The sequence below is a fragment of the Trichocoleus sp. DQ-A3 genome (assembly GCF_039961975.1).
Classification (GTDB): Bacteria; Cyanobacteriota; Cyanobacteriia; order Cyanobacteriales; family FACHB-T130; genus FACHB-T130.
In genome coordinates this window covers 224,620-246,315 of record NZ_JAMPKC010000004.1, presented here as the reverse complement: position 1 = coordinate 246,315, position 21,696 = coordinate 224,620, and the positions used below count along the sequence as shown (strand labels likewise).

Below are 21,696 nucleotides of genomic sequence, written 5' to 3'. Positions count from 1 at the left end.
AGTAGAGACACAGGCAGTGCCTGTGTCTCTACTTCAAAACTCGAAACTTTCCTCGCTGCTGCCTTGATGCACAGTTTTTATCCATTTCAGCCGCTTCGGTCGCACTGACATCCGGGCGGTGGTACTCGCGATAATCGCCATCCAGTGGAGCATATAAAGGACGCCGCGTAAGGTTTGCACCAGGGTGGCAAAAAAGACCGATGCAGTCAATTTCTCTTCTTTTCTGGTGCGGCGCAGACCGACGAACATCCCCATCAGAAAGAGGGTGAACGTCATTCCGGTGACGGGACTCAGAATCGGCAGACGATTCCGCGCGATCGCCATTAGGCAGTCGGGCACGGCAGCAGCGGGGAGAATATACTGGGTGAGCAAAAACGAGAACGCATCAATGCTTTTGAGGGTGCCCATCCGGTTTGACACCAGGAAACGCCAGTAGTCCAGATAGCGCTGGAATCCCCCTTCTGCCCATCGATTGCGCTGGTGCCACAGTGCCAGCGCGCTGGTGACGCCTTCCTCATACACGGGGGGAAAGATCAGAAATTCGATATCCCACCGATCCAGGTGTAAGCGGATCGTTAAATCCAAGTCGTCCGTGATGGTTTCCTCATTCCACCCACCGCAATGCTCCAAGGCAGCTCTGCGGACAAATTGACCGTTGCCTCGAAGTTCCCCGATGCCGCCAATGGCAATGCGCTGCTCCTGGAAATAGGAGTCCAGTGCCATTTCTGCCATCTGACCGCGAGTCCAGAAATTCAGCGATGGGTTCGCGATCGCTTTTCGCATCTGCACGGCTCCCACCTGTTGCCGCTCAAAACTTGGGCAAACCCGACGCAGCATATCTGGTGGCACTTGGGCGTCGGCATCAAATACCCCGACAATTTCTCCTCGCGTCAGGGACAACACTTGATTCAGCGCTCCCGATTTGCCGCCAACCCCATTCGCACCTCGGCGCAGGACTTTTAACTGGCGATATTCCTTCGCCAGATGCTCTAACACTAGGGGGGTTCGATCGGTGCTGTGGTCGTCAATCACCCAAACTTCATACCGATCTACTGGGTAGTCCTGATTACACAGCATTTTCACCAGGTTACCAATAACAGCTTCCTCATTTTTAGCTGCCACCAGTAGGGAAACAGAAGGCCATTGGTCTTTTGTTGCTTCCGACAACGGCGCTGGGACTGGTCGGGGTCGCGCGAATACGACGCGGAACGCTTGAATCACCAACAGTCCGGTCAGTCCTAGGACTAACCACGAACCCCAAACAAACAGATGTAGGGCAATGATGCTGCCCCAAATCACCGTTAAGGCGAACGCCGCTTTGCGTCGGCGTCCTGCCAGTCCCTGAAAAAAGTCGCTCTCAAATTCTTCTGTAGAAACTTCATTGATTGCGTCTCTACATTCAGACAACAGAGAATCGAGCGGTTCAAGCTCGTTGTAAGAATCTTTTTCGGGCCAGGAATTCTCCGGCATAGGTTACTTGATTCAACCACCAATACTTATCTACACCCATAAAGAAGCTGGGGATCAGGTAACACCATACCGTACATCCTTCGCACACGGACAGCTTGCCCTGAGATTGGCGGTAGGATTCTACTTCCTCTGACTGGCGATAGAGGTCGTAAAGCTTACCGTTAATGGGAACGCCGGTTTGGGCAAAGTGATAGCAAGGTAGGAGTAGCTTGTCGTCGGGAGAAATCGCAATTACTGCATCTACCGCTTTACAGCGGGGATTTTTCGTATCATTCCCCCCAGCTTCAATGAACGCCAGTGCAGCCTTATTGTATCCGACATTCTTATATTTCTTGGCGGCGGCTTGAATTGCTGCCACCATGTCTGGGGTGGGATTCTTGTTGGAATTGTAGTGGTCGTGGGCGGTGAAAGCTGGGTTGAGCCATACCCTGACGCCTAGGCGCAGACCGAGTTCTGCGACTTCGTTAATGTGCTGATAATTTTGGGCGGTGACGGTGTGGTTGAGAACGGGTTGTTCGCCGAGTTCTTGTGCTAGAGCAACCGACTCAACCAGGGTGTCAAAAATTTTCACTCCCCGCGAATGGTCGTGGGTTTCAGCATCTGCACCATCTAGCGAGAAATTCAAGAAGTCAACTAATCCTTGAATTTCTTTGGCTTTTTTCGGGTAAAGAATTGTATTCGTCGTCATGCTGGTCCAGAATCCCTGCTTTTTGGCTTCAGCGTAAATCTGACCAACATCTGCACGTAGCAGGGGTTCGCCACCCGTAAAGTCTATATACTTCAGACCCAACCGGCGCAAGTCCTTTAAGTTGTGTTGAATCGTGGCAAAGTCAGCTTCTTGGGGTGGCTCTAATGCCCAGATGTTACAAAAATGACATCGGGCGTTGCAGCGATAAGTTAAGTAGTAATTAGCAACTAAAGGAGGCATAGATTTCTCGCGTGAATAATTCCCTAACTTTATTCAGTCAGCGTAAACTAATCGGCAACAGATAGGAAGTTTTACTCAGGAATCGGGGAAAAGGGGAAAAAAATTCGCTACAAAGGGAAAAAAGGGGAAGGAAAACGAAAATTTCTCTACTACTCTTTCCTGCTCTTTCTCCCTCCCACATAGTCCTTAATTCCTTTAATGAATGAATTTATCCTGGGGAGGACGCGGGAACCTGTATATTAAGGTAGAATCACCATTAGCTCCACCGTCCAAGGCTAGAACTCTAAGCTATTGTGTTCCCAATCGGCTGTCAGAGCGCAGAAAATTAGGGACAACGCCCTACTGCCAGTCAGACGGAAATTGAGGAAGATTTAAGACAATGTCAATTGACCAACTTCAGCCTGCAAACCAAGGGGATGTCAGTGTCTACATGCCCTACTACCAGGGCAATAAGCGAAATATGTTGCCCTTGGCAATTAGCCTGTATCAAAAAGGGTCTTTAGAAGGGAATCGCAAAATAGAAGGCGGCGATAGCATTCCTTTTGTTGCCACCTGGTATGTGTCTAGGCTCCCATTGGATTTGACCCGTTGTCGGTTGCAGTTTGATGGAAATGCGGAACTGAGTTACGAAGTGATGATGGCAAATTCAGAGTTAGTCGATTTTTTAATCGATGTAATTATGAATTTCAAGCGCACTCGCACAATCGACTTTTCCCACGCGTTCTATCGTAAGCTGCTACGAGCAGATGGTTGAACACTGTAGAAATGAGGAGTGAGGGTGTGCCAAAAGCGGCTAAATATTTGCTTATCGGGTCAACAGAAGCTTACAGTGGCAAGTCAGCAACGATCTTGGGGATTGCCCATCAGCTGAAAGAAAAAGGTCTGGATATCGCCTATGGGAAACCGCTGGGCACCTGTTTAAGTGAATCGCAAACAGATGCGATGGAGGAGGATGTCCGGTTACTCGCTCAGGTATTGAAATTACCAGAAAACCGAATCAGACCGACTCTGCTGTCTCTGGATGAAGAGACGATTCAAAGACGCCTATCTGGAGAAGACCAGACGGATTACCGTCTGTCTCTGGAGCAGTATCGACGGGTGCCTGGTGCCCCAATGGTTTTATTAGAAGGGCCAGGAACTTTGGAAGAAGGCAGCTTATTCGACTTGTCTCTGGGACAGGTTGCTGAGGCGGTTGATGCGGCTGTTTTACTGGTGGCTCGTTTTCACTCGGTTCTATTGGTGGATGCGCTGTTGTCAGCCAAAAAGCGGCTGGGCGATCGCTTAACGGGTGTTTTGATAAACGATATTCCCGCAGCTAATCTGGAAGCCGCTGAGACGCTCGTACGACCTTTTCTAGAGCGGCAGGGGATTCCTGTGTTGGGAATGTTGCCAAGAAGCGAGTTGCTGCGGAGTGTCAGCGTTCGGGAACTGGTCAGCCAGTTGAAAGCAGAAGTTCTGTGCCGTCCAGATCGATTGGATTTAATGGTACAGAGCTTGACAATTGGCGCAATGAATGTAAATTCAGCGCTGAAGTATTTCCGCAAGGGAACGAACATGGCGGTGGTGACGGGAGGCGATCGCACGGATATCCAGCTAGCCGCCTTAGAAACTTCTACTCAGTGCCTGATCTTGACTGGACAATTGCCACCACAACATTTTATCCTCAGCCGCGCTGAAGATTTAGAGATTCCGATTTTGTCGGTTGACCTGGATACGCTGACGACTGTAGGAATTATTGACCGTGCCTTTGGTCAAGTGCGGCTCCACGAACCGATTAAGGTCGAGTGCGTTCGCCAGATGATGGCTGAAAACTTCGATATTGAGCGGTTAATGGCGACTTTGGGTTTAGAACCGGCGGTTACGGTGCAGTAAGCGAGTCCGAAGCGTGGTGAATGTTGAGTTCTGAGTTAGGAATCCCTTTCATTCAAAACTCAAAATTCAAAACTTTCAAGAGCGACCAATGACCAAAGTTATCGTCTTCGGCAGCATTAACATGGATCTCGTGGCGCGATCGCCCCGATTGCCAGTTGCTGGCGAAACGCTACGGGGTCATGACTTTTTTACGGCTGCGGGTGGGAAAGGAGCGAATCAAGCGGTAGCAGTGGCGCGGCTGGGGATTCCAACTCAGCTTGTGGGGCGTCTGGGTGCCGATAATTTTGGACGCGAACTCCTCGCCAATCTTCAAGCGTCTGGTGTCGAGACTGGGGCTGTCTTGGTGGATGAGGCGGCTCATTCTGGCGTCGCAGCGATCGCTGTGGGTGGGAGGGGAGAAAATCACATTATCATCGTCCCCGGTGCCAATGGGCGCGTGAACCAGGAGGATGTCGGACGCCTTAGCGATTTGTTACCCGGTGCTGCTGCATTGCTCCTTCAATTCGAGATTCCGATGCCAGCCGTTGTAGCCGCGGCTAGGGCAGCCCGACAAGCCGGTGTCCAGGTGATTCTCGATCCCGCACCTGCTATCGAGATGGGAGATTTTGCGTCTGTTTTATATCCGTTGGTTGACATTATCACCCCCAACGAAATTGAGGCGGGGCAATTGGTGGGTTTTGCGGTGGATGGGCAAGAAACCGCTGCCAAAGCAGCCGCAGCTTTACGTCAACAGGGCGTCGGTACTGCAATTGTGAAACTAGGCGATCGCGGTGTCTTCTGTGCCACAGAGGAGGAAACATTCTTCGTCCCCGCTTTCCCTGTTCAGGCAGTTGATACTGTTGCGGCTGGGGATGCGTTTAATGGGGGATTGGCAGCAGCTTTGGCTTCTGGGCATCCTCTCCGGGAGGCAGTGGTTTGGGGTGCTGCCGCTGGTGCGATTTCGGCAACCATTGCCGGTGCCCAACCCTCTCTGCCCGATAGAGAGACGTTCGACACATTTCTCAGAAACAGAGGGATTCTATAGTTGAGTGGAAAAAGGGAAGGATATTCAGTATATTTTTATGATTAATCCCGTATTTGGTAACGATAATTCCGCCTTTTCAAGGTATATTTAAATAATAGAAATCCGTTTTCAATAAATATTGAAGCTTAGTTCTTCCTTATCAAGTTTATTATATCGAAAAAAATAAATAACTTCTAGAGGGTAAAACAAAAAGTTTTCCCTGATTATTTAAATTTAAAAGCTATTTTCTGGGAAATTACTTGCCAATATCCTCATTCCATAACTGGGGATTATTATGGATGAAATCGCTCATCAACTGCTTGCAATCATCCAGGTTTAAATCAATCACTTCAACGCCATGAGATTCCATGAATTCCTTGGCACCAGAAAAAGTTGCAGATTCACCGGCGATGACTTTTTTAATCCCAAATTGGACAACAGCACCCGCACAGAGGTAACAAGGCATCAAGGTAGAATAAAGTGTTGTATCTTTGTAGCTGCCGATTCTGCCAGCATTGCGTAAGCAATCGATTTCTGCATGGGTAACAGGGTCGTTGTCTTGGACGCGCTTATTATGTCCTCTCCCGACAATTTGCCCATCTTTCACCAGAACTGAACCAATGGGAATTCCACCCTCACTGAGTCCCTGTTTAGCTTCGGCGATCGCATCTGTCATAAAGTCGTCCATAACAGTCTAATTGTCAACAATTTAGTTTGTTTTAGAATACTGCTTTTCTGTGCAAAAGGTTCGGTTTTCAACGCAAAGGTACGCAAAGGTACGCGCAGAGGTACGCAAAGTTTAGACTTTCTTTGCGTACCTTAATTGGTGAGGATGGGGACTATGGGTTTAGTACGCCGGAATGTCCGGGGATGTCTCCTAGCGGTTCACAGCGTCCACCCAAGTATTTAGAGAGAAACTCTTCTGCGATCGCGTAAAAGTGCAGTCGGTTTTCGGGACGGGCGAAACCGTGTCCTTCGTCGGTGTAAAGGGCGTATTCTACAGGCTTATTTGCCTTTTGCATCGCCTCGACGATTTGTTCGCTTTCCGCCTGCTTCACCCGTGGATCGTTGGCACCTTGGGCGATTAGCAAGGGTTTAGTTATGCGGTCAACGAAAAATAAGGGCGATCGCGACTTGAGAAATTCTTCTTCCGTCTCCAAGTTGCCAACCCGATAGTAGAAATTCGCCTTCAGCGGTTCCCAGTAGGGTGGGATACTTTGCATCAGCGTAATCAGGTTACTGGGGCCAACAATATCCACACCGCAGGCAAACACATCCGGAGTGAAAGTTAATCCCACTAGCGTCGCGTAACCGCCGTAAGAACCGCCCATGATAGCAATCTTTTGTGGGTCGGAGATGCCTTGTTGTACCAGCCAGTTGACGGCATCAATGAGATCGTCGTGCATTTTCGCCGCCCATTCCCGGTTGCCAGCGTTGACAAAGGCTTTACCGTAGCCAGTGGAACCCCGGAAATTCACTTGCAGCACTGCGTAACCCCGGTTTGCCAACCACTGCGCTTGCGGGTCGTAACCCCAAGTATCTCGCGCCCAAGGGCCACCGTGAACCAGCAATACGGTTGGTAAATTCTGTGCGGTGATTCCCACAGGTGTTGTCAGGTAGCCGTGAATCGTCAAGCCGTCTTGGGCTTGGTAAGAAATCGGTTGCATGGATGCCAGCGACAACCCTTCGAGTGTGGGTTTGTTGCTAAACAGGAGGGTGCTGGTCTTGGAGTCTCGGTTATAGGCGTAGTAGTAGACCGGGCCGTCATCGGTGAGGAAAGCGACTAGCCAATTTTTGTCAGCGAGGTCGCGGGAGGAGATACCGAACTCTCCGGGACGAATTTGGGCGATCGCTTCAAAGTCTGCGGCGATACTTTGGTCAAGTACCTGCCATTCTTGTTTCTCTTTGTAGAAGGAAACTGCCTGGATAACTCGCGTAATTGGGTGAATGACGATGCCGCCTAGATCGTATTGCGGATCTTCGGCAATTACTGTTTCTTCGCGAGTAGTGACATCGAAAGCAATCAGGCGACTAGCGTTGGCATCGTGACTGCCACTGATATAAAGGGTTTTGCCGTCTTCCGAGAAGCTAACGGCACCGCCTTCATCATCTGGCCCCCAGTGACGCAGCGTTTCCCAATCACCTTGGGTTGTTTCCCGGAATAATAGGTCAGAACCCCCATCAGGCGTAGCAGCGGTGGCGGCACGGACTTGGAATTGGGCGTCTACTGTCCAGCTAACGACATTGCCTGGGTTTTCGGCGTATAAGTCAACCGCACCGTTAGCCAGGTTGATGCGGTAAACGTCAAACTTTTGCAAGTCCTTCAAGTTCATCCCCACCAACACTTGATCGGGGAACTTGGGGTCAAGATCCACTGGCTGTGCTTTCACCCCTTGAAATGGCGTTAAGTCGCGGACAATATTGGAGTGAATATTGACCGAATAGAGGTGAAAGTTCTCGTCGCCATCTGAGTCTTGCATATACATCAGCTGGTCGGCGTTATAAGTCCAGAAGAAAATCCGGATACCGCGCTTCTTATCTGCGGTGAGTTGGCGCTCGTCTTCCTGTCCGGCTGTCCGCAACCACACCTGCAAGACATTCTTCTCGTCGGGGGCGATGTACGCCAGATACTTACCATCCGGCGATAGTCGCGGACTGGTGCGTTCTGGGTTGCCGAAAAGAATCTCGCGGGGAATCAGCGGCGGTAGTTGGGTTGCCGATCGCTCAATAGTTGATTGCATTTTTACCTCTTACTACTCGATCTCCTTATTCTTACTTTGCTCATAGAACTCGCGAATCCCCCAGTATGGTTAACCGACCCGATAAAGCGCGAACTGACAAGTCAGCGCAAGCTATCGCGTTTCTTCTGTTGGGGAGAATGCGATCGCTTTGGCTGTGACGGGGCGAGGATGCGATCGTGTGCCGATACAAATTAGGATAGCCAAACAGTTGTCTTGACGACGCTTGTGGATTAAATGACATATCATACGACGTAATATATGATGTGTATAATATTGGCACGCTGAGGAAGAATCAATGGCACGTTACTCCTTGAACTTACCGACTCAGTTAAAGCAAGATGCCGAAAAATATGCAGCTTCCCAAGGTATTTCGCTAAATCAATTCATTTTGTGGGCTGTGGCAGAGAAGGTAGGGGCGCTAAGCCAGCAACTCGACGATCCGGCATTTCCTGAAATTACATACCGTCGCGGCGCTAGCGGTCAGCCAATGCCTTTTCTGCGCGGGACTGGCTTGCGCGTGCAGACAGTGGTAGTTGCTGCGAAACTTTGGGGTTTATCCCCGAAGGAGATTGCTGCTGAGTATGGGTTGAGTGAGGCTCAGGTGAAGCAGGCTCTAGCTTACTTTGGAGCGCACGCGGCGGAAATAGAGATGGCGATCGCATCTGAAGAAACTCTTGAAGCGGCAAATGTCTAAACCGCTGTTGCACCTTGATGCCGATACATCTATTAAAGCCCTACATCAAGCCTTAATTTCTCGCGGTCACGATGTCACCCGAACACCAACTGATTGGATGCCTTTAGATGCCAGCGATGAGGCTCAGTTATTAGGGGCTACGGCACAAGGACGGTGTATCTTTACCTTTAACATCCGCGATTTTTTGATTTTAGCCGAATACCCCCAACATGGGGGCATTATCCTGGCGGCTCAAAGCAGTTGGACACTCTCGGATTTAATTGCTGCTCTAGATCGCCTGCTGTCAGAGACACACGCATCTGAGTGGATCGGGCAAGTACGCTGGCTGAACCAGTGGCGAACATAAGCGATCGCACTTTGTCTTGGTGAAGGATGCGATTTACTGGGTTTGCTCTGTTCGCTTCACACACGATGCCTGAAATGAACTGGGAGAATTTTGAGTATGATGAAATTACCATACCCAAAACTCATACTGATGCAGAAAGTCACAATCTCTTTAGAAGATGACATCCTGCGATTTGTAGATCGGCAGGCAAAAGGCAACCGCAGTGCCTATATTAACGATTTGCTTGCAGAACACCGCCGCCGTATTTTGGAGACACAAATGATTACCGCCCTCCAACAGGATGCTAAAGATCCAGAGTACCAAGCTGAAATTGCAGCTTGGGATAGTGTCGCTGGGGATGGCATGAATGCCAGCGAGTAATTTAACTTATCGGCGGGGAGAAATCCGTTGGGTAACACTCGATCCAACAGTGGGGGCTGAGGCGCAAAAAACCCGCGCTTGCTTGATTGTGCAAAATGACATTATGAACCAGTATGGGCTTCTGACAATTGTGATGCCATTTCGACCGGGAAATAAAGAAGCCCCTTATGTTGTGAATGTTAAAGCAACATCCTCCAATGGATTAGACCAAGACCGTTTTATTGATGTCGGGCAAATTCGTGCTGTCGATCATCGTCGCGTTTTGGGTTTAGTGGGTGTGCTGGAAGAAGAATATTGGGAACAGATTCGCTTTAGTTTAAATGTGGTTTTGGGGTTTGCGATCTAAAGATATCAACGGATTAAAGAAAAAATTAAAATCAAGCGATCGCGCTTTGTGTTGGGGAGGATGCGATCGCGTTTATCATTTACTCAGCTTGCTGAATTGGATCGCCTATTGGTGGATGCCGCCCAATTGCTCGATCGGCGGCACGAATATTTATAACCCATTCGCGATTTAATCCTAATGCAACGACTGTAGCCCTACCAGTGGGTGTTATACCAACGATTGAGAGTACATCACCAGACCAAATGAAATGCTCCTTCCAGATATCTTGTCTGGGGTTAAACAGCAGAACTTGTGCATCAAACTGAGGATCTATCGCTGTTATTTTATCGGCTTTTCTTCGATTGCAATGGAAACAAGCTAAAGCCAAGTTTTCGATAGTATCCACTCCGCCTTGAGCAATTGGAATTACATGATCTACTGTGAATTGCACGTATTGCCATTGTTCTGATGCGTGACAATATTCGCACAAACTACTGGCTCGCTGACGTACCTGCTGCCGAACAACTTCGCTTATTTTACGATGAGGAGGCAAATTTATAGATATCCTTGATTTTGAGCTAGAAAAAGATTCCGAACAGTGCGATTAAGAAAACTCAGATAATCATCAATTTCTTCGTAGCTATCAAGTTCTTGTTCTTCTGCTTTACTAAGAGGGGAATCTTTTTGTTTAGACAATAACTCTTCGATTCGAGTTTGCACAAAACTTGAAGCCCGAAAAATAGGTACTCCTTCTTCCAGTTCGATTCGGACAGCACCTTCTACTGGCAGGCTATTGGGTAGGCTACGAAGTTGTGGAGGAAGAGGTATTGTCATTTGGATTCAAAAACACTTTGATGGTTTGATTATAGCTAGCGGTAAGCTTTGTTAATTGGAGGCGAGGCTGAGAGATGCGATCGCTCGCGTTTCTTCTGCTGGGGAGAATACGATCGCGCTTGTTGTGTTGGGAAGAATGCGATCGCGCTTTTGGTGTTAAAGAAGAGTGCGATCGCATCCTTGCGCCCATAAGAGAGAGTTTACTGTAAACCCCTTTCTACAATTGCGCGAATTTCTCGGATGAAATCGGCGGGAGTCTGAATAATCAGCCTACTCTGTACAGCGACTTCCTGGGTAAAATCTTTCGTGTTTAAACTCAACAGACGATCAACATTTGCCACTACAGCAGCAGCCAAAATTGGTGCATCTTTTGCTTCGATAATAGCTGTCCATTGAGCCGATTCTTGTAAGGGTGGGTTATGTCGAATTTCAGGAGCGATAGCAGTCAGAAGTTGTGCAAAAATTGGTTGGGCAGCGGGTAATTTTTTGCGAAGGTTGCGCTCGCACTCATCTAATACTTGCTGGGAGATGACCAGCTTAAATAAGCCTATTTCAGCCATTGTTAGTACAGCACGGCTGGCTCCACTGCGAGACCCTGCTCCAGCAATTAAAATACTTGAGTCAGCAAAGACTCTACGCATCTTGTTGCTTTTGCCAGATTGCTTCCCGTTCTGCGTGTATTCCTTCTAGCAATTCAGTCAAGCCTACGCCTTCATCTTCCATGAGGGCTATGATTTTATCGGCTAGTTGGGGAACTTGGGGCTGTTTGGGGGTAAGCAAGACTATATTGCCTACTTGCAACAGCGTCAGCATATCTCCTTCGGTTAAGTTGAGCTTATCTTGCACCAGCTGGGGAACGGTAATTTCCCCCCCTTCCCGCAAACGAATCGGAAATTCTCTGATCTCTACGTCCGTGTCTTGTGAACTTGGTGTCACGGTTTTAACCTGTAATGGGTATCAGATTTTCTTATTTTACAAGTGCTGGCTGGAGGAGATGCGATCGCGTTTTGCTGTGGAGGTGGAAGAGTGCGATCGCACCCTTCCTCTTCCTCGAACCCAGGCGCGATCGCTCCCACTTATCCTTTCCCTCAAAATCCGCATTATGGCAGACGTGGGAAAACAGACACTTGGGTAAAATCGGACAACTTAAGTGCCGAAAATAGGGAAATATGGCAAATCTGACACAAGAAAAGTGTATTGCCTGTCATAAAGATGCACCGCGCGTAACTGAGGCGGACATTGCAGAACTCAAGCCGGAGATTCCAGATTGGAACATTGTGGAAGAGGAGGGAGAATCGCGGCTCAAGCGCACCTACAAGTTTGCAGATTTTCAGACGGCGCTAGCTTTCACTAATAAAGTCGGCGAAGCAGCGGAAGCGGAAGGGCATCACCCGGCTTTGCTGACGGAGTGGGGTAAGGTGACGGTGAGCTGGTGGACTCACGCGATTTCTGGTTTGCACCGGAACGATTTTATAATGGCGGCAAAGACAGATCGGATTGCGCCGGAATTTACTCAAAAGTAAGCTGCTGAAACGTTTGGAGCCTGGGCAAACAGTCGGGCATCTTGAGCTGGTCGTACTGAGAAGAAGACTTGAGGATGAGTGAGACGGAGTTAGAAGCGGCACAGCGAGACGCTGAAGCATCAACAACAGCGCTAGCTGTTAGCATTAGCGAAGCGGCTGAGCAGGAAGTAGCGGCACGAAGTGCAGCAGAGGCACATCGGCGCTTTGTCGAGCTAGTGCAAGGACTAGATGCGATTGTCTGGGAAATGGACGCCGTGACGTGGAAATTCACGTTTGTTAGCGATCGCGCTCAAGATATTCTTGGCTATCCGATCGGTCAGTGGTTAGATGAGCCGACGTTTTGGCAGGATTGTTTGCTGCATCCGGAAGACCGCGACTGGTGCGTTAATTTTTGCGTGAGTGCAACCAATCAAGCTAGAGACCACGAATTCCAGTATCGGGCGATCGCATCGGATGGTCGCCTCGTCTGGCTCAAAGATGTGGTGCGCGTGGTGTGCGATGAACAAGGTTGCCCCAAGCTGCTGCGCGGCGTAATGGTCGATATCACCAAGGAGAAGGAAGCTGAGGAAAAAACTCAGCTTCTATTGCGCGAACAGGCAGCACGAATCGAGGTGGAAACGGTGCAAGAAGCACTCCGCAAGAGTGAAGAACGCTACCGTTCGCTTGTGGAAGCCACAGCTCAAATTATCTGGGACACCAAAGCTGAGGGAGAATTTGTCACTCCACAGCCGGGTTGGAGTGCGTTTACCGGGCAATCCTACGAACAGCTAAAAGGCTGGGGGTGGCTCAATGCCGTTCACCCAGATGACCAAGCGCATACCGTGCAAGAGTGGTCGAATGCGGTTGCCAATGGCACCCTTTACCAAATCGAGCATCGTCTGCGGCGTTCCGACGGTATTTATAAATATATGAGCGTGCGCGCCGTCCCCGTATTTGAAGCGGACGGCAGCATTCGGGAATGGATTGGCGTTCACACCGATATTAGCGATCGCAAAAGTGCCGAGGAAGCCCTTAAACAGAGCGAACACCGCTATGCCCAGATTCTCGATTCCGTGCAGGATATGGTGTTCTGCAAGGCTCCCGGCTCAGTTGTCGTGTACGCCAACAAAGCTGCCTGCGAATATTATGGAATGACCCTTGAGCAGCTGCACGGCATCACGGATGTCCCCTACAATCAACTCGATTACACTCAGCAGTACCTGCAAGACGATCTGCAAGTCTTCACAACAGGTCAGCCAATCGAAGTTCTGGAAGAGCCGAATGTCCGCGCTGACGGCGAAACTCGCTTCTTTCACACGATTAAATCCCCAATTTTCGATACCAACGGCAACGTTGTGGAGATTGTAGGGGTTTCTCGCGACATCAGCGAACGCAAGCAAGAGCGGGAGATTCGCGATCGCGCTTTAGCCGAAGCCCAAGCAGCGCGTGCTGAACTACAGCGAGTCTTCATGCAAGCACCGGCGGCAATTGCCATCACCCGTGGCCCGAACCATGTCACCGAAACGGTTAACCCACTGTATATGCAGATTGTGGAAAAGCGGGATATCGTCGGTAAACCCGTGCGCGAGGCGTTCTGGGACTTGCAAGGGCAAGGCTTTTTCGAGTTGTTAGACCAGGTTTATACCAGTGGCGAACCTTTTGTCGGCAATGAGATGCGGGCGATGTTCGACCGCAACAGCGATGGCATTCTAGAAGAGAGTTTTTGGAATTTTGTCTACCAACCCTTAGTAGATGCTAATGGTAAAGTCAACGGCATTATGACCCACGCCGTGGAAGTGACAGAACAAGTGCGATCGCGTCAGGAAATTGAGAAGAAGGCGGAAGAACTGGTTCAAATGACCCAAGCACTAGAGCGCAGTAACCGGGATTTAGACCAATTTGCTTACATTGCATCTCATGACTTGAAAGCACCTTTAAGAGCGATCGCTACGCTTTCAGAATGGATTGAAGAAGACCTCGCAGATAAACTGACTGAAGACTCCCGCGAACATCTGAATTTATTGCGGGGACGAGTTCATCGTATGGAAGCTTTAATTAACGGCATTCTGCAATATTCGCGGGCGGGTAGGGTACAACAACAGATAGAGGCGGTGAATGTGTCCTCCTTGCTATCGGAAGTCATCGAACTGCTCGATCCACCGCCCGAAGTTGCGATTGTTGTACCAAATATGCCGACGTTGCAAACCGAACGGGTGCCCCTACAGCAGGTGTTTATGAACTTGATCGGCAACGCCATCAAGTACGCAAATCGCTCGGATATGTGCATTCAGGTTGGTGTTCGGGAACTGGGAACATACTACGAGTTCTCAGTCGCTGATAACGGGCAGGGAATCGAACCCAAATACCATCAGAAGATTTGGGGCATCTTCCAAAGACTGGAAGCGAGGGACAAAGTTGAAGGAACAGGCATCGGTCTATCGGTGGTTAAGAAAATTGTCGAAAGTCGCGGTGGAAGGGTGTGGGTGGAGTCCGCAGCGGGCACTGGAGCGACATTCCGCTTCACTTGGAGCTAATTGAAAGCCATCACATAAGCTTCTCGGCGGACGGTATTCGTAATCGTAGCGATCGCTTGATTTTGAGCGGTACTCAGATCGGCACCGCGACTGACAAAAAACTGAGTCAACTGTTCCAGTCGCTGCTGCGTTGCCGGCGTTGCTTCCGAACTGCATCAGGTTCCGCCACTGGTTTCCTCCAGATTAAATTGAAGGATTGCCAACCAATATAGCCATTTGAATTCATTCATAAACTTTTCTTTTTTCTTTCTTTCTTCCCTTCTTACTTCGCGCCTTTGCGGTTCAATCACACTCTTTTTATGATCGCTAGGGAAGAATGCCAATTTTCGTATAAATAGGGCAAACCAAGCGTCTTATGTCAGGAAGCTGTTTTGTAAATACGAAAGAACCGAGAATACAAAAGATTCCCCCAATCATTAACGTATTGGGAGCGCCGATTTGACTTGCTAAAGAACCCGCAAATAAATTTCCTAAGGGAACGACGCCAAAAAAAGCCATCGTGTAGATGCTCATTACCCTGCCACGCTTATCATCCTCAACAATCGTTTGGAGAACTGTATTACTAGATGTAAATTGCAAAGTAAAACTCAAGCCAACTAGTAACATCATTAGTAAAGAAAGTCCCAGCATGCGAGACAAAGAAAAACCAATCAATCCCATCCCCATGAAAGCCGGAGAATAAGCAATCAATCTGCCCAAGCCTAAAACATTTTTCCGCGTACTTAAATGAACTGCACCAATTAACGCTCCTACTCCCGCCGCCGCCATCAGAAAGCCCAGAGTTTCAGCATTCCCATGAAGAATTTGCGTGGCAAATATTGGTGTGAGAACGGTATATTGCATTCCCATAAAACTAACTAACGCTAGCAGCAAGATGATAGAACGAATTGGTGGAAAGCCAAAGGTATACACAAATCCTTCTTTCAATCTTTGCCAAGGATGATCGTGAGAGACTGCTATTTTACTGGGCTTTACCTTCATTGCTAATAAAGCAGTAATGACGGCAATATAGCTGAGACCATCAATTAAAAAACAGTAACCTGCTCCAACTGAGGCAACAAGGAACCCTCCAATGGCAGGACCAATCAATCGCGCCCCATTAAACATGGAAGAATTCAGCGCGATCGCATTCGCTAAATCATCTTTTCGTTCGATAATTTCTGGTACGAAAGCTTGACGAGTGGGGGCATCAAAGGCGTTAATGATTCCTTGAAATATACTCAAAACAATTAGATGCCAGACTTGGACGATTCCGGTTAGTGCTACAAAAGCTAGCGCCAACGACTGGAGCATGGCGAGGCTTTGAGTAAGGACTAAGAGCCGATGACGAGAGACTCGATCGACTACAACCCCACCAAATGGAGTCAGTATAAAACTGGGAAATTGTCCTGCAAATCCAACTATACCCAGTAATAAGGCTGAATTCGTGAGACTATAAACTAGCCAAATCGTGGCGATTTGCGTCATCCAAGTTCCAACGAGCGAAAGCCCCTGACCGGCAAAAAATAACTGATAGTTTCTCGATCTCAATGCCGGTAAAACTGGCATGAACTTGATGGCGTTTTTTTTCATAAATCTTGAAATTCAGGGGTTGCTTGTAGGTAGTTCTGATTGCCTATCTACTGTCTGTTGGGCTGTTGCTAGAGGACCAACACGTTCCTCTAGAGAGGCATCTGTCCTTGGTTCAGTTTGTTGTTATCAGTTTTTACCTGCTCGGCAAAGTATTTAATAAGCGGTCATTCCGTATATGTAATATTTGTGAAATCATTGGTGAACAGCATTTATTTCGTATACGTAATATTTTTAGATGAATCCCTAATGCCGTGCTTCACCCAGTCGGATGAAGATTGTCGCTATCTTCTACAAGCCTTAAGAGAGATTCGCGATCGCTTGATCTACCAATTGAGAAAAATGTTCGCGTTCAGCCATCGGAATCCCTTTCATCGCCTGTTCCCGAATTTCTAGCGCGATTGGCGGTAGGACTTCTTGTAGTTGCTTGCCTGCTTCCGTCAACCAAATGCGCCAAATCCGGCGATCGCGAAGGTCGCGTTCCCGACGAATCAGCCCCCGTTCTTCCATCCGATCTAGCACCCCGGTGATCGTGCCTCCGACTTGCTGTAGTTTTTCCCCAATACTGCAAGTGGCTAAGCCGTCTTCTTCCCACAAACAGCACAATACAACCCAGTGAAAGGGAGTCAGTCCCAAAGGCTCCAGCCGTTCCTGAAACTTGCGGCTAAACACCTGGGAGAGCAGTTTGATCCGGTAGCCCAAACTATAGGGTGCCATTACTTCGTGCCATTGCTCAAAAGGCTTGCTCTCAGCAGATGTAGAAGACATTGGTTAATTATTTAGCGTGCGTAATATTAATTTAGCTTTGTTTCTCGGTTGCTGGCAAGGGAAACCCCGCCAGGATTTGAAAGAGGGTTTTTTAACGCAAAGAACGCCAAGGGGGCGCAGAGGGATGCCAAGTTAAAGTGAACAGCCGTCACGCTCAAGAGTGTGGCTTTAGCCTACGGGCATATCTTTACAGTTCGTAATTTTTCTAAACTGGTGATGTAAAGATAGCTTCAATTTTAGGTGATGATGCTGCGACCGAATCAACGCACTAAGTTAGATGATACCGATGATAAGGAGTTTTACTCCTATCCGCGCTTTGTGACCCACGTAGACGAAGGGTTTATTCAACAACTGACGGATCTCTACCGCGATCGCTTGAAGCCGAATACCCGCATCTTGGACATGATGAGTAGCTGGGTTTCCCATCTACCAGAGGAGATGAAATTTGCTCACATCGAAGGACACGGACTGAACGAAGAGGAACTGGCGAAAAATCCCCGCTTCGATCGTTATTTTGTTCAAGATATCAACAAAAATCCGAAGCTACCCCTACCGAATGAAGATTTCGACGCCGTTCTCAACTGCGTCTCGGTGCAGTATCTGCAATATCCGGATGCTGTATTTGCGGAAATTTACCGCATCCTCAAGCCGGGTGGAATCGCAATTATCAGCTTTTCCAACCGGATGTTCTATCAAAAAGCGATCGCTGCGTGGCGGGATAGTTCCGAAGCTAGCCGGGTTGAGCTAGTGAAAAGCTACTTCACCTCAGTCCCCGGATTTAGCTCCCCAGAAGTCATTACTCACCAATCCTCCGCGCCGAAGCTCCTACAGTGGATGGGTGCCAGTGGGGGAGATCCTTTCTACGCTGTCATTGCTCACCGCGCTTAAGCGGCATAATCTCCTCCCCCTTTCTCCACAGGGATTCCGAGGCACCCAATCCCTCCGCTTGATTGGCGCTACACTTCACTTCTCTCTCTCCCTGAAAAAAGGGTTTGGGGAATTCTGATGTAAAATCTCGCGCAAGTAGAATGTAGGGAGAAGAAGAATTGGGGTTGAGACTTGTCACGGCTTAAGTGAGTGAACCTCTTGAGAATCGCTTAAGTTTCTCCATAGCTAGATGCCAAAAATGTGAAGATGGTGATAAAAATGAAACCTCAAGCTATCAGGAGGCGGTAATGATTTTTCAAAATGGGCGGAGAATTTTCGCAGCGATGTTGCTCTCGATGTTGCTGCTAGTAACTTCTTGTGCAACCCAAACTCCCTCTCGTTACGACCAAGCGCAAAAGGAAAGCACTCAAAGGAATGCTCCTCCAGCAGTTGCTAAACAGGCTGAACAGGGAAGCAGCTTTAATAAATTCTTTCCAAAAAGTAGCAGTGGCTTCCAAACTGTACCAGCTCAAGAGAAAAAAGGCTTTGCTGAGTATAAGTTGAAAAAAGACGGCAAGGATGTTGCCATGCTGTCTATTTCTGATACTACTAGCACCCCCGCAGCCGCAGCAAAATTTAAGAGCAGCAGTAAAACAATCGCTGGCTATCCAGCGGTTAACCAGGGGAGTAATGGCACTGCTGTTTTAGTAGGCGATCGCTACCAAGTCAAAATTCAATCCCGCGATGCTTCCTTTACTCAGAGCGATCGCGAAGCTTGGCTGCAAAAATTTAATCTCAATGGTCTGTCTCGACTAAAGTAAGTAGTCCTGAGGAATCAGTCATGAGTCATTCGTTTGCAATTTATGACTTATGACTGATTACTGCTGACTACTGATGAATGACGACTGAAAAAACAAGGAGACTACGACTGTGAGCAAATCGATTTTTGAACTGGTTGATGAGCTACCAACCAATAACATCACCACGATGGCTTTGCGATCGCTTGATCTTGTCGTTCCAGGGCAATGGCAAAATATTGTTGGCTTTGACAACACAATTCGTGCTGTCACTGGCGAAACTGACGAAGCGTTAATTCAGCAAATTGGCGAACGCGCCGTCTATCTGTACAACGACAAATCGCAGGGATATCAGCGAGCCATGTGGCTCTATCAAACTGTTGATAGTGCAGATAAAGCTCTCGGTACAGCCGCCTTGGCGAACAAAGTAGGCGAAAAAATTCCGCTTTTCGGTTTTTTAAACAACATCACTCCTAAAGCGGACAAAGCTCAAACGATTGATTTGTGTATAAAATTGGTGGTTGAGTTGGTTGCCTTTTGCCAAATCAACGGCATCCCAGGAGACAGCATTGGAGATTTTGTCGCCTCTTTAGCTGATTATAGTGGCGAATCTTTGATGCGGATGGTGGCTTTAATTAGCTTTGATGGTTTAGTTCCCCTTGGCTCTGACTTCCTCCTCAAAGCTACCTCCGGATTGAATCAAGCGAGTCCCGCAGAGTTAGAAGGAAATCAGACATACCAGCGTGTCAACGATTTGATTCCTGGCGGCAGTCCGGAAGGTAAGCTCAACTTTATCGGTCAAAGCTTTGATTCAGTTAAAGGCTGGATGAGTGGTTTTGTAACCTCTCACAATTTAACCCCACAAAAAGTTGTCAGTAACCTGCAAAATTTTGTGGAAGTTTCCGGTGACAAGTTGGACTATCTGGGTGCCTTTCTAGATGTGACAACAAACTATTACGAACACACAGGCACTCAAACCTTGGCTCGTCGCTTGATTGAACGCGCCTCCGCCGAAATTTAAAATCTTCGTGCTGGTATGTATTAGCACTGGTATGTATTAGCACAAGTGTATTTAGCTGCCGGTATCTGCAAATACCGGCAGCTTTAATTTTTGTCAATATTTTGTGACTTGTATCACAGAAATCTTTATCCTAAAAGGTAACTAGATTCAGCCGACATGACATGCGGGGTAGAGACTTGTTTCACCTCAGATGTGATGCCGACTCGATGCACTATCTCAATATCTTTAGTGCATCGGAATCACGCATTTAAATCACACATATTTAATGGAGATGTATGGTCATGGCACAGGAAAGCGCTGCCAGTTTGTTCAAAGCAGTTAAAGAAGATCAAGCATTACAAGCAAGACTCAAAGCAACCACTAACCCAGAAACCTTCATCCAGATTGCCCGTGAACGTGGCTATGACTTCACGGTTCAAGAACTGAATAATGAAATCGAGAATTTATCTGAGGAGGAGTTGGCAGCCGTTATCAATCCAGGTATTGGCCCCCGGAGACACCTAACTCCTAGATAATCTGATTGATTCTTAGTAAAACTACTCAATCATCAATTAAAAATGCAAAATTAAAAACTTGGCATTTTTAATTTCTAATTTTTAATTGATGATGGTGCTAAGAAATATTCATGGTTTTACTGGTGGGAAACGCGATCGCGCTTTAATGGCATTTTAGACGCGATCGCACGGTGCAACCTAAGCGGGCGCGTCCAATTGAGCCAGAATTTCTGAGGCTTGGGCGCAAAGCGTGTCGTGACAGTGACCATTACTCCCAATCAGACAACCCCATTGATTCACATCCCCCTGGTTGTACTTGGGGGGAGTGCCATCAGCGTGGGTGAATTGTCCGCCTGCTTCCGTCAAAATCAGCTCTGGAGCCGCCATATCCCAATCTTTGGGAGCAGATTTACCAGACAGAGAGATATAAACGTCTGCTTGGTGGTCGATGATGGTGGCAATTTTGCAGCCGACACTGCCGACATAGTGTTTATTTTTAAACGGCAGGTGTTGCACTAGCTGATTGAAGCGCTCATCTCGATGGGTGCGGCTAACGACTAAGGTGAGTTCCTCAAGGGCGTTGCGTTCCGATACGCGAACTGGCTTGGGTTGGCCTTCACGAGTTTCCATATAGGTGCCGCCGCCTTTGGTTGCGTAATACAATTTTCCTGCCTCTGGCAACGCGACCACTGCCAGAATGGGACGCCCTTGGTGCGTTAAGGCAATATGAATTGCAAATTCACCCGTCCGATCGATAAAGTCTCGCGTTCCATCGAGGGGGTCAACGATCCAAACCCAAGGTTGCTCTACTGCTGGTGTCTGAGATTTATAAGTTTCTTCGCTTAAATATCCGAAATCCGGGCTGTTGAGAGACGCCTGCAAGTTATAGAGGATGTATTCGTTGACGGCGACATCTGCTGCCGTGACTGGGCCATCTTTTTTGTTTTCAACTTCCAAATCATCGGTGCTACGATCGCCGCGATAGTAAGACTGGAGGATATCGGCGGCACCCCAACCTACACTTCGAGCGATCGCGACAATTTCTTCTAGCCCCTCATATCGGTTTTCGCCCAACGATTTTAATACTGTCACTTTAAGCTTCCTCGGCTGTCGGCACTTGGGTGGAGGCTATCCAGTAGCGGCGACAACTCCACAGCAGCGCAGCGCCAACCGCTATGTAAATTAAACCCCTCACTTCAAAACTAACACCCGCACGACGTAATCCGATACCAATGGTCATCATTGCCACAATTAAGGCAATCGTTTTCCCTCCAAACATTTGGAAAATACTCTTAAACGGGTTTGGTTCCTGTAGCATTTCTACTCGATTAATGACGCGATTTGCAGTGCGGTCAAGAATCAATTTTCCCTTCATTAGACCAAGACTAAAAGCTGCTGCACCCCACCCCAAATGTTGTCCGTCTAACAATCCCAAATAAGGGAATTTAAACCAGAATACCAACCCCATGCTAAAAAGCCCTAATCCGACTAGCGTCCAAAGGCTACCAGCAATCCAAAGATGTTGTCTGCGGGTCAAACCGCTTTTTTGATAAGTGCTTTCCATTTCTGAG

Annotated in this window: 28 protein-coding genes and 1 pseudogene; 15 read left to right on the top strand and 14 right to left on the bottom strand. The window is 48.2% G+C overall.

The genetic code is table 11. From position 1 onward, the window contains the following. Nucleotides 1-33 precede the first annotated feature (33 nt). Both NDI44_RS09915 and NDI44_RS09910 read right to left on the bottom strand, forming a co-directional pair. A complete protein-coding gene (locus tag NDI44_RS09915) occupies nucleotides 34-1,470 on the bottom strand; it encodes a glycosyltransferase family 2 protein (protein WP_190415321.1) in 1,437 nt (478 codons plus the stop codon). Further along, a complete protein-coding gene (locus tag NDI44_RS09910; protein ID WP_190415319.1) occupies nucleotides 1,424-2,398 on the bottom strand; it encodes a radical SAM protein in 975 nt (324 codons plus the stop codon). The genes NDI44_RS09915 and NDI44_RS09910 overlap by 47 nt, the downstream gene beginning before the upstream one ends. 379 nt (nucleotides 2,399-2,777) lie before the next feature. On the opposite strand from NDI44_RS09910, the gene ebsA reads away from it, so the two are divergent. The 3 genes from ebsA to rbsK all read left to right on the top strand — a co-directional run bounded on the left by ebsA (nucleotide 2,778) and on the right by rbsK (nucleotide 5,294). Then, nucleotides 2,778-3,152 carry a type IV pilus biogenesis protein EbsA gene (gene ebsA / locus NDI44_RS09905; RefSeq protein WP_190415317.1) on the top strand — a complete coding sequence of 125 codons (375 nt, stop codon included), beginning with the start codon at nucleotides 2,778-2,780 and terminating at the stop codon, nucleotides 3,150-3,152. 26 nt (nucleotides 3,153-3,178) lie between these two features. Next, complete coding sequence (locus tag NDI44_RS09900) at nucleotides 3,179-4,270, top strand: DRTGG domain-containing protein (protein ID WP_190415704.1); 1,092 nt, start codon at nucleotides 3,179-3,181, stop codon at nucleotides 4,268-4,270. Nucleotides 4,271-4,358: 88 nt separating this feature from the next. Next, complete coding sequence (rbsK, locus tag NDI44_RS09895; protein WP_190415315.1) at nucleotides 4,359-5,294, top strand: ribokinase; 936 nt, start codon at nucleotides 4,359-4,361, stop codon at nucleotides 5,292-5,294. Nucleotides 5,295-5,529: 235 nt separating this feature from the next. On the opposite strand, the gene NDI44_RS09890 is transcribed toward rbsK, so the two are convergent. The 3 genes from NDI44_RS09890 to NDI44_RS09880 form a co-directional block, all read right to left on the bottom strand. Further along, the gene (locus NDI44_RS09890; protein ID WP_190415313.1) at nucleotides 5,530-5,961 is read right to left on the bottom strand and encodes a nucleoside deaminase; all 432 of its coding nucleotides are present in this window, start codon (nucleotides 5,959-5,961) and stop codon (nucleotides 5,530-5,532) included. A gap of 151 nt (nucleotides 5,962-6,112) precedes the next feature. After that, nucleotides 6,113-8,014 carry a S9 family peptidase gene (locus tag NDI44_RS09885; RefSeq protein WP_190415311.1) on the bottom strand — a complete coding sequence of 634 codons (1,902 nt, stop codon included), beginning with the start codon at nucleotides 8,012-8,014 and terminating at the stop codon, nucleotides 6,113-6,115. 40 nt (nucleotides 8,015-8,054) lie between these two features. Further along, nucleotides 8,055-8,255, bottom strand: coding sequence for a hypothetical protein (locus tag NDI44_RS09880; RefSeq protein ID WP_190415309.1), 201 nt, complete (start codon nucleotides 8,253-8,255; stop codon nucleotides 8,055-8,057). Nucleotides 8,256-8,309: 54 nt separating this feature from the next. Here NDI44_RS09880 and NDI44_RS09875 point away from each other — a divergent pair, with 54 nt between their 5' ends. The 4 genes from NDI44_RS09875 to NDI44_RS09860 all read left to right on the top strand — a co-directional run bounded on the left by NDI44_RS09875 (nucleotide 8,310) and on the right by NDI44_RS09860 (nucleotide 9,760). Beyond that, nucleotides 8,310-8,708, top strand: coding sequence for a DUF433 domain-containing protein (locus NDI44_RS09875; protein WP_190415307.1), 399 nt, complete (start codon nucleotides 8,310-8,312; stop codon nucleotides 8,706-8,708). Continuing rightward, a complete protein-coding gene (locus tag NDI44_RS09870; protein WP_190415305.1) occupies nucleotides 8,701-9,054 on the top strand; it encodes a DUF5615 family PIN-like protein in 354 nt (117 codons plus the stop codon). The genes NDI44_RS09875 and NDI44_RS09870 overlap by 8 nt, the downstream gene beginning before the upstream one ends. Nucleotides 9,055-9,183: 129 nt before the next feature. Further along, nucleotides 9,184-9,414, top strand: coding sequence for a CopG family transcriptional regulator (locus tag NDI44_RS09865; RefSeq protein WP_190415703.1), 231 nt, complete (start codon nucleotides 9,184-9,186; stop codon nucleotides 9,412-9,414). Next, on the top strand, nucleotides 9,401-9,760 hold the full coding sequence (locus NDI44_RS09860; RefSeq protein WP_190415303.1) for a type II toxin-antitoxin system PemK/MazF family toxin: 360 nt from the start codon (nucleotides 9,401-9,403) through the stop codon (nucleotides 9,758-9,760). Before NDI44_RS09865 ends, NDI44_RS09860 begins: the two co-directional genes overlap by 14 nt. A gap of 79 nt (nucleotides 9,761-9,839) precedes the next feature. Here NDI44_RS09860 and NDI44_RS09855 read toward each other — a convergent pair whose 3' ends face one another. Continuing rightward, entirely contained in the window at nucleotides 9,840-10,292 is a 453-nt protein-coding gene (locus tag NDI44_RS09855; protein ID WP_190415301.1) for an HNH endonuclease signature motif containing protein, read from the bottom strand. Nucleotides 10,293-10,294: 2 nt separating this feature from the next. Beyond that, complete coding sequence (locus tag NDI44_RS09850) at nucleotides 10,295-10,573, bottom strand: hypothetical protein (protein WP_190415300.1); 279 nt, start codon at nucleotides 10,571-10,573, stop codon at nucleotides 10,295-10,297. A 48-nt stretch (nucleotides 10,574-10,621) separates the two neighbouring features. On the opposite strand from NDI44_RS09850, the gene NDI44_RS09845 reads away from it, so the two are divergent. After that, nucleotides 10,622-10,765, top strand: coding sequence for a hypothetical protein (locus tag NDI44_RS09845; protein ID WP_190415298.1), 144 nt, complete (start codon nucleotides 10,622-10,624; stop codon nucleotides 10,763-10,765). A gap of 8 nt (nucleotides 10,766-10,773) precedes the next feature. On the opposite strand, the gene NDI44_RS09840 is transcribed toward NDI44_RS09845, so the two are convergent. After that, nucleotides 10,774-11,214: a PIN domain-containing protein gene (locus tag NDI44_RS09840; RefSeq protein WP_190415296.1), complete on the bottom strand. Its 441-nt coding sequence runs from the start codon at nucleotides 11,212-11,214 to the stop codon at nucleotides 10,774-10,776. Then, entirely contained in the window at nucleotides 11,207-11,509 is a 303-nt protein-coding gene (locus tag NDI44_RS09835; RefSeq protein WP_199302350.1) for a hypothetical protein, read from the bottom strand. Before NDI44_RS09835 ends, NDI44_RS09840 begins: the two co-directional genes overlap by 8 nt. 58 nt (nucleotides 11,510-11,567) lie before the next feature. Here NDI44_RS09835 and NDI44_RS09830 point away from each other — a divergent pair, with 58 nt between their 5' ends. From NDI44_RS09830 to NDI44_RS09820, 3 genes are all read left to right on the top strand, one after another. Next, on the top strand, nucleotides 11,568-11,708 hold the full coding sequence (locus NDI44_RS09830) for a hypothetical protein (RefSeq protein WP_190415294.1): 141 nt from the start codon (nucleotides 11,568-11,570) through the stop codon (nucleotides 11,706-11,708). Nucleotides 11,709-11,742: 34 nt separating this feature from the next. Further along, nucleotides 11,743-12,096 carry a 4a-hydroxytetrahydrobiopterin dehydratase gene (locus tag NDI44_RS09825; RefSeq protein ID WP_190415292.1) on the top strand — a complete coding sequence of 118 codons (354 nt, stop codon included), beginning with the start codon at nucleotides 11,743-11,745 and terminating at the stop codon, nucleotides 12,094-12,096. Between the two features lie 74 nt (nucleotides 12,097-12,170). Then, nucleotides 12,171-14,609 carry a PAS domain-containing sensor histidine kinase gene (locus NDI44_RS09820; RefSeq protein WP_190415290.1) on the top strand — a complete coding sequence of 813 codons (2,439 nt, stop codon included), beginning with the start codon at nucleotides 12,171-12,173 and terminating at the stop codon, nucleotides 14,607-14,609. Here the strand turns inward: NDI44_RS09820 and NDI44_RS09815 are convergent. The 3 genes and pseudogenes from NDI44_RS09815 to NDI44_RS09805 all read right to left on the bottom strand — a co-directional run. Then, nucleotides 14,609-14,746 (bottom strand): annotated as a pseudogene (locus NDI44_RS09815) (EmrB/QacA family drug resistance transporter); the annotation flags it as partial. The gene NDI44_RS09820 and the pseudogene NDI44_RS09815 overlap by 1 nt on opposite strands. 169 nt (nucleotides 14,747-14,915) lie before the next feature. Beyond that, nucleotides 14,916-16,181: an MFS transporter gene (locus NDI44_RS09810; RefSeq protein ID WP_190415289.1), complete on the bottom strand. Its 1,266-nt coding sequence runs from the start codon at nucleotides 16,179-16,181 to the stop codon at nucleotides 14,916-14,918. 297 nt (nucleotides 16,182-16,478) lie between these two features. Further along, entirely contained in the window at nucleotides 16,479-16,946 is a 468-nt protein-coding gene (locus tag NDI44_RS09805; protein ID WP_190415287.1) for a MarR family transcriptional regulator, read from the bottom strand. A gap of 243 nt (nucleotides 16,947-17,189) precedes the next feature. On the opposite strand from NDI44_RS09805, the gene NDI44_RS09800 reads away from it, so the two are divergent. The 4 genes from NDI44_RS09800 to NDI44_RS09785 all read left to right on the top strand — a co-directional run bounded on the left by NDI44_RS09800 (nucleotide 17,190) and on the right by NDI44_RS09785 (nucleotide 20,146). Next, nucleotides 17,190-17,834, top strand: a complete 645-nt coding sequence (locus NDI44_RS09800; RefSeq protein WP_190415285.1) for a class I SAM-dependent methyltransferase — start codon at nucleotides 17,190-17,192, stop codon at nucleotides 17,832-17,834. A 287-nt stretch (nucleotides 17,835-18,121) separates the two neighbouring features. Next, nucleotides 18,122-18,634, top strand: coding sequence for a hypothetical protein (locus NDI44_RS09795; RefSeq protein WP_190415283.1), 513 nt, complete (start codon nucleotides 18,122-18,124; stop codon nucleotides 18,632-18,634). Nucleotides 18,635-18,743: 109 nt separating this feature from the next. Beyond that, nucleotides 18,744-19,631, top strand: coding sequence for a hypothetical protein (locus NDI44_RS09790; RefSeq protein ID WP_190415281.1), 888 nt, complete (start codon nucleotides 18,744-18,746; stop codon nucleotides 19,629-19,631). A gap of 281 nt (nucleotides 19,632-19,912) precedes the next feature. Continuing rightward, nucleotides 19,913-20,146 carry a Nif11-like leader peptide family natural product precursor gene (locus NDI44_RS09785; RefSeq protein WP_190415279.1) on the top strand — a complete coding sequence of 78 codons (234 nt, stop codon included), beginning with the start codon at nucleotides 19,913-19,915 and terminating at the stop codon, nucleotides 20,144-20,146. A gap of 177 nt (nucleotides 20,147-20,323) precedes the next feature. On the opposite strand, the gene NDI44_RS09780 is transcribed toward NDI44_RS09785, so the two are convergent. Together NDI44_RS09780 and NDI44_RS09775 are read right to left on the bottom strand one after the other, a co-directional pair. Continuing rightward, nucleotides 20,324-21,217, bottom strand: coding sequence for a 3'(2'),5'-bisphosphate nucleotidase CysQ (locus NDI44_RS09780; protein WP_190415277.1), 894 nt, complete (start codon nucleotides 21,215-21,217; stop codon nucleotides 20,324-20,326). A 1-nt stretch (nucleotide 21,218) separates the two neighbouring features. Continuing rightward, on the bottom strand, nucleotides 21,219-21,689 hold the full coding sequence (locus NDI44_RS09775; protein ID WP_190415275.1) for a hypothetical protein: 471 nt from the start codon (nucleotides 21,687-21,689) through the stop codon (nucleotides 21,219-21,221). Nucleotides 21,690-21,696: the final 7 nt, after the last annotated feature.

Coding starts and splice junctions, on each gene's coding strand:
- NDI44_RS09915 (WP_190415321.1), bottom strand. CDS start 1,470: ATGCCGGAGAATTCCTGGCCCGAAAAAGATTCTTACAACGAGCTTGAA.
- ebsA (WP_190415317.1), top strand. CDS start 2,778: ATGTCAATTGACCAACTTCAGCCTGCAAACCAAGGGGATGTCAGTGTC.
- NDI44_RS09810 (WP_190415289.1), bottom strand. CDS start 16,181: ATGAAAAAAAACGCCATCAAGTTCATGCCAGTTTTACCGGCATTGAGA.
- NDI44_RS09890 (WP_190415313.1), bottom strand. CDS start 5,961: ATGGACGACTTTATGACAGATGCGATCGCCGAAGCTAAACAGGGACTC.
- NDI44_RS09885 (WP_190415311.1), bottom strand. CDS start 8,014: ATGCAATCAACTATTGAGCGATCGGCAACCCAACTACCGCCGCTGATT.
- NDI44_RS09875 (WP_190415307.1), top strand. CDS start 8,310: ATGGCACGTTACTCCTTGAACTTACCGACTCAGTTAAAGCAAGATGCC.
- NDI44_RS09785 (WP_190415279.1), top strand. CDS start 19,913: ATGGCACAGGAAAGCGCTGCCAGTTTGTTCAAAGCAGTTAAAGAAGAT.
- NDI44_RS09820 (WP_190415290.1), top strand. CDS start 12,171: ATGAGTGAGACGGAGTTAGAAGCGGCACAGCGAGACGCTGAAGCATCA.
- NDI44_RS09865 (WP_190415703.1), top strand. CDS start 9,184: ATGCAGAAAGTCACAATCTCTTTAGAAGATGACATCCTGCGATTTGTA.
- NDI44_RS09800 (WP_190415285.1), top strand. CDS start 17,190: ATGATGCTGCGACCGAATCAACGCACTAAGTTAGATGATACCGATGAT.
- NDI44_RS09860 (WP_190415303.1), top strand. CDS start 9,401: ATGCCAGCGAGTAATTTAACTTATCGGCGGGGAGAAATCCGTTGGGTA.
- NDI44_RS09870 (WP_190415305.1), top strand. CDS start 8,701: ATGTCTAAACCGCTGTTGCACCTTGATGCCGATACATCTATTAAAGCC.
- NDI44_RS09795 (WP_190415283.1), top strand. CDS start 18,122: ATGATTTTTCAAAATGGGCGGAGAATTTTCGCAGCGATGTTGCTCTCG.
- NDI44_RS09825 (WP_190415292.1), top strand. CDS start 11,743: ATGGCAAATCTGACACAAGAAAAGTGTATTGCCTGTCATAAAGATGCA.
- rbsK (WP_190415315.1), top strand. CDS start 4,359: ATGACCAAAGTTATCGTCTTCGGCAGCATTAACATGGATCTCGTGGCG.
- NDI44_RS09805 (WP_190415287.1), bottom strand. CDS start 16,946: ATGTCTTCTACATCTGCTGAGAGCAAGCCTTTTGAGCAATGGCACGAA.
- NDI44_RS09880 (WP_190415309.1), bottom strand. CDS start 8,255: ATGTCATTTAATCCACAAGCGTCGTCAAGACAACTGTTTGGCTATCCT.
- NDI44_RS09840 (WP_190415296.1), bottom strand. CDS start 11,214: ATGCGTAGAGTCTTTGCTGACTCAAGTATTTTAATTGCTGGAGCAGGG.
- NDI44_RS09775 (WP_190415275.1), bottom strand. CDS start 21,689: ATGGAAAGCACTTATCAAAAAAGCGGTTTGACCCGCAGACAACATCTT.
- NDI44_RS09910 (WP_190415319.1), bottom strand. CDS start 2,398: ATGCCTCCTTTAGTTGCTAATTACTACTTAACTTATCGCTGCAACGCC.
- NDI44_RS09850 (WP_190415300.1), bottom strand. CDS start 10,573: ATGACAATACCTCTTCCTCCACAACTTCGTAGCCTACCCAATAGCCTG.
- NDI44_RS09830 (WP_190415294.1), top strand. CDS start 11,568: ATGCGATCGCGTTTTGCTGTGGAGGTGGAAGAGTGCGATCGCACCCTT.